Consider the following 5,099-nt stretch of genomic DNA (forward strand, 5'->3'; position numbering starts at 1 on the left):
GGCACGATCGCCTACATCGATGCCTCACCCGCCTCCGACCTCGGCCTCGTCTCGGTGCAGGTGGGAGACGAGTTCGTGCCGTACTCCGCCGAGGCTGCCGCCGCGATCGTCGATGCATCCCCCATTGCTCCCGGTCGCACCGAGGGCGACCTAGCGATTGAAATCGACCGCACAACGACGGCGGCCGGTGTCTACCCCATCGTTCTCATCAGCTACGTGGTCGGCTGCCAGGACTACATCAACGACCTCGAGGGAACCCTTGTGCGCGGGTACTTCGAGTACATCGTGAGTGATGCTGGCCAGCAGCGGGCCGCAGAATCGGCGGGGTCTGCCCCGATTTCTGCCGAACTTCACAAGCGCGCCGCGGCGGCAGCCGCGCTCATCGGCTAAATCGCACGGCTTCCCTTTGTGACGTTCGCGCGCTGAGCCAATTCACAGCAGGGCTCGCTTGGCCGTATTTGTCGCGCCAGCCAGCATCCGAAGCAATTCAGGATGCCCCGCGTTCGCAGGTCGTTCACCTTCCGTTTACCCACAGGGGGGAGTCTCGTTAACCGGTGTTCGTAGCGTCTGACGCGAGGGGCCCGCACCAGGCCCCACGAACATCACTTTCCTGAAAGGAAAACCGTGAACATCACGCGTAACGCCAAGCGCTGGGGCGGCATTGCCGCAATCGCCATCGCTGGAAGTGTCGTCCTGTCTTCGTGCGCAGCAAACGAGGCCTCCTCCTCTGAGCCCTCCGAGAGCAGCCTTTCTGGCACGCTCGTCGGCGGCGGCGCTTCGTCGCAGGCCACCGCGCAGGAAGCCTGGGTTGCCGCGTTCCAGACCGCCAACTCCGGCGTGACCGTCGAGTACGACCCCACCGGATCGGGCACCGGCCGCGACAACTTCATCGCTGGCGCCAACTCCTTCACCGGCTCTGACCGCGCGTTCAAGGACGAAGAGCTGGCCGCGGACAACTTCGCCGGCTGCGTTCCCGGCAGCGACATTGTTGAGATCCCCGCCTACATCTCCCCCATCGCCATCATCTTCAACGTTGAGGGTGTCGACGCGCTCAACCTCGACGCCGCGACCATCGCGGCGATCTTCAAGGGCGACATCACCCAGTGGAACGACAAGGCGATCGTCGCCCAGAACCCCGACGCCAAGCTCCCCGCTGCCACCATCAACGCGGTGCACCGCTCCGACGAGTCGGGCACCACTGAGAACTTTGTCGAGTACCTCTCGGCGGCAGCGCCCGACGTGTGGGACGCCGAAGTCAGCGGCGACTGGGCCTACCCGGGAGGCGAAGCCGCACAGGGCACCTCGGGGGTCGTTGACGCTGTCACCGGCGGAACCAACACCATTGGGTACGCCGACGCCTCGCGCGCAGGAGACCTCGGCACTGTCGCAGTCAAGGTCGGCTCCGATTACGTGAACTACTCGTCCGAAGCCGCAGCGGCAATCGTCGACGCGTCACCACTCGTCGAGGGTCGCGCAGCAACCGACCTCGCCATCGAACTCGACCGCACGAGCGACGCTGAGGGTGTCTACCCGATCGTTCTCGTCAGCTACCTGATCGCCTGCTCAGAATATGAGGATGCTGCCGCCGGTGAACTCACCAAGGCGTACTTCAACTACGTGATCAGCGATGAAGGCCAGAAGGTTGCGGCCGAGTCCGCGGGCATCGCGCCTATCTCGGCGAGCCTGTTCGAGAAGGCGCAGGCCGCGGTCAACGCCATCAGCTAATTCAACTAGAGTCTGCCCGGTGCCCCCTCGTGTTGTGCGAGGTCCAGGCACCGGGCAGACTTGGGGTTGTGACCGCGTTCGCAACCTCTCTTCAGCACCAAGCCACCACACAACCACAGGGGAATACGAAGCGATGACACGGCCGGCTACGGCACAGCGCATCCAGGCAAAGCAACGCCTCGGGGATCGCATTTTCTCCAGCACAGCCCTCACCGCTGGCACCCTTATTCTGGCGATCCTCGCCGCGGTTGCCGCGTTCCTCTTCATCGAGGCGACACCGGCGATAACGGCAGACCCCAACGAGATCGATATTCTCGGCGGGCAGAACTTTTGGGCCTATGTCTGGCCCCTCGTCTTTGGCACGCTCTGGGCATCCGCCCTGGCGCTGCTCATGGCAGTGCCCGTCTCCATCGGCATCGCACTCTTCATCTCGCACTACGCGCCCCGCAGGCTCGCCTCAGGGCTCGGCTACATCATTGACCTCCTCGCCGCAGTGCCCTCCGTGGTCTTCGGCCTCTGGGGAGCCAACGTGCTCGCCCCGGCCGTGCAGCCCCTCTACACCTGGCTCACCGAGAACCTGGGCTGGATTCCCTTCTTCGCGCCGCCAGCATCGGGCACAGGGCGCACCATCCTCACCGCCGCCATCGTGCTCGCCGTCATGGTGCTGCCGATCATCACTGCCCTCACCCGCGAGGTGTTCCTGCAGACGCCGGTACTGCACGAAGAAGCGGCGCTGGCGCTCGGGGCAACGCGCTGGGAGATGATCCGCACCGCCGTACTGCCGTTCGGACGCCCCGGCATCGTGTCTGCCTCCATGCTCGGCCTCGGCCGCGCCCTGGGCGAAACGATGGCGGTAGCCATGGTGCTCTCCGCATCCGGAGGCATCACCTGGGCGCTGCTCACCCCGTCGAACCCCGGCACAATCGCCGCAAATATCGCTCTGCGGTTCCCCGAAGCATTTGGCCTGAACATTAACCTGCTCATCGCCACTGGCCTCATCCTCTTTGCGATCACGCTGGTCGTGAACATGATCGCCCGTTGGATCATCAACCGTCGCAGCGAATTCTCTGGAGCCAACTGATGAGCCAGACCACGGCATCCACCACCAGCATGCCCAACCCCTACGCAACGGGCTTGCTCGGCAAGCGCACCCCCTGGTACGTGCTCATCGGAGTCATCGTCGTAGTCGCGATTGGCTTTTGGCTCATCGGCCAAGCCGACGGCGGTGACTTCAACATCGTTGGCGTCGTTCTCGTGAGCGCGATCATCTACATGATCACGATCTACGTGCTGTCCCTGCTGATCGAAGGCAGTCGCAAGGCCAAAGATCGCCTCGTCACCGCCCTCGTCGGCAGCGCATTCGTCGTCGCCCTGCTGCCGCTCATCTCGCTGCTGTTCACCGTGATCACCAAGGGTGCAGCCCGCTTCGATATCGAGTTCTTCACCTACTCGATGCGCAACATCGTGGGCGAAGGCGGCGGAATCGTTCACGCCGTCGTCGGCACCCTGCTGATGACCCTCACCGCGGCGATCATCTCGGTGCCCATCGGATTGCTCGCGGCAATCTACCTCGTCGAATACGGCCGCGGACCGCTCGCCCGTTCCATCACGTTCTTCGTCGACGTGATGACCGGAATCCCCTCGATCGTCGCAGGCCTTTTCGCCTACTCGGTCTTCGCGATCTTCTTTGGGCCCGGCATCAAGCTCGGAATCGCGGGGGCCATCGCCCTCTCCGTGCTCATGATCCCCATCGTGGTTCGTTCGTGTGAGGACATGCTCAAGCTCGTTCCCAATGAGCTGCGTGAAGCCTCCTACGCCCTCGGCGTGCCTAAGTGGCTCACCGTGATGAAGGTGGTTCTGCCGACATCCATCGCGGGAATCATGACCGGTGTCACCCTCGCCATCGCCCGCGTCATCGGCGAAACGGCGCCGCTGCTCGTGGCGGCCGGGTTCACCAACAACCTCAACTACAACCTCTTCGAAGGCCGAATGCAGAGCCTCCCCGTTCTGGTTTACAACCAGTACGTGAGCCAGGGCAGCGTGCCACAGCACTACATCGACCGGGCCTGGGCAGGAGCCCTCACCCTCATTCTCATCGTCATGCTGCTCAACCTCATCGCGCGGCTCATCGCCAAGTACTTCGCGCCCAAGACGGGCCGCTAGGAGCTAAGGAAACAACGTGTCAAAACGCATCGAAGTACGCGACCTAGACGTCTACTACGGCAAGTTCAAGGCCGTCGAGGGCATCACCCTCAACATCGAACCCCGCAGCGTCACCGCCTTTATCGGCCCCTCCGGCTGTGGCAAGTCCACCTTCCTCCGCACGCTCAATCGCATGCACGAGGTAATCCCCGGAGCATCCGTCGACGGCGAAGTACTCATCGACGGCAGCAACCTTTACGGCCCCGACGTTGACCCCGTGCTCGTTCGCCGACAGGTGGGAATGGTGTTTCAGCGCCCCAACCCGTTCCCCACCATGTCGATTCGCGAAAACGTGCTCGCGGGAGTCAAGCTCAACAACCGTCGCATCGCCAAGTCGGATGCTGACGACCTTGTCGAGAAATCCCTGCGCGGCGCCAACCTGTGGAACGAGGTCAAGGATCGCCTCGACAAGCCAGGATCGGGCATCTCGGGTGGCCAGCAGCAGCGACTCTGCATCGCCCGTGCGATCGCCGTCGCTCCCGACGTTCTGCTCATGGACGAGCCATGCTCCGCGCTCGACCCCATCTCGACACTCGCTATCGAGGACCTCATCGAGGAGCTCAAGACCGACTACACAATCGTGATCGTGACGCACAACATGCAGCAGGCATCCCGTGTCTCCGACCGCACAGCCTTCTTCAACATCGCGGGCACCGGCAAACCGGGCAAGCTCATCGAATACGACGACACCAACAAGATCTTCTCCAACCCGTCCGTGCAGGCGACAGAAGACTACGTCTCCGGCAAATTCGGATGATCTAACGCCGCGTCCTGCAAGAACGCAAGGCGCTGCCGAGCACGATGATGGGGTCGCCCGAGGGCGTGGGCGATCCACCCTCCGGTTCGATTGTCACGCCTACCGCGTCGCCCTCCGACATGAGGCCGTCAAGCACCCGCCACGTCGTTCCCTCTGAGGCTGCCTCGAAGGTGCCGTCGGCGACCACACCGTCTTCGCCGATGTACCAGAGCTGGTAGGTCTCCCCCTCGGGCAGGGCGTCAAGATCATCGATCATGATGGCCGACCTACGCTGCTCAAGCGACCAGATCAGGGTCGCGCTCGTGCCGTCGTCAAGCACCGTCTGCGCCTGCTGGGCATCGGGAGCAGCCTGCAGGTCCGCGAGGGCAGTGGCCTGCTCGACCGAGAAGCTGTTGCTGGCGATGCCGATGCCCAC

Annotated in this window: 5 protein-coding genes and 1 pseudogene; 5 read left to right on the forward strand and 1 reads right to left on the reverse strand. The window is 63.4% G+C overall.

Annotated features, from left to right (window positions below):
- The 5 genes and pseudogenes from AC062T_RS06495 to pstB all read left to right on the forward strand — a co-directional run.
- Positions 1-390 (forward strand): annotated as a pseudogene (locus AC062T_RS06495) (phosphate ABC transporter substrate-binding protein PstS); the annotation flags it as partial.
- 234 nt (positions 391-624) lie between these two features.
- On the forward strand, positions 625-1,725 hold the full coding sequence (locus AC062T_RS06500; RefSeq protein ID WP_476028472.1) for a phosphate ABC transporter substrate-binding protein PstS: 1,101 nt from the start codon (positions 625-627) through the stop codon (positions 1,723-1,725).
- 133 nt (positions 1,726-1,858) lie between these two features.
- Positions 1,859-2,806: a phosphate ABC transporter permease subunit PstC gene (gene pstC / locus AC062T_RS06505; protein ID WP_476028474.1), complete on the forward strand. Its 948-nt coding sequence runs from the start codon at positions 1,859-1,861 to the stop codon at positions 2,804-2,806.
- Positions 2,806-3,888 (forward strand): phosphate ABC transporter permease PstA, encoded by a 1,083-nt coding sequence (gene pstA / locus AC062T_RS06510; protein ID WP_476028476.1) that lies wholly within the window; start codon positions 2,806-2,808, stop codon positions 3,886-3,888. Before pstC ends, pstA begins: the two co-directional genes overlap by 1 nt.
- A 16-nt stretch (positions 3,889-3,904) precedes the next feature.
- Positions 3,905-4,684, forward strand: a complete 780-nt coding sequence (pstB, locus tag AC062T_RS06515) for a phosphate ABC transporter ATP-binding protein PstB (protein ID WP_108514977.1) — start codon at positions 3,905-3,907, stop codon at positions 4,682-4,684.
- Between the two features lies 1 nt (position 4,685).
- Here pstB and AC062T_RS06520 read toward each other — a convergent pair.
- Positions 4,686-5,099 (reverse strand): anti-sigma factor (locus tag AC062T_RS06520; protein WP_476028478.1); only part of this gene is annotated, 414 nt, incomplete at its 5' end.

The organism is Homoserinimonas sp., assembly GCF_056262345.1.

Bases quoted from the DNA above. Each gene is read 5' to 3' on its own strand.
- pstC (WP_476028474.1), top strand. From the start codon at position 1,859: ATGACACGGCCGGCTACGGCACAGCGCATCCAGGCAAAGCAACGCCTC.
- pstA (WP_476028476.1), top strand. From the start codon at position 2,806: ATGAGCCAGACCACGGCATCCACCACCAGCATGCCCAACCCCTACGCA.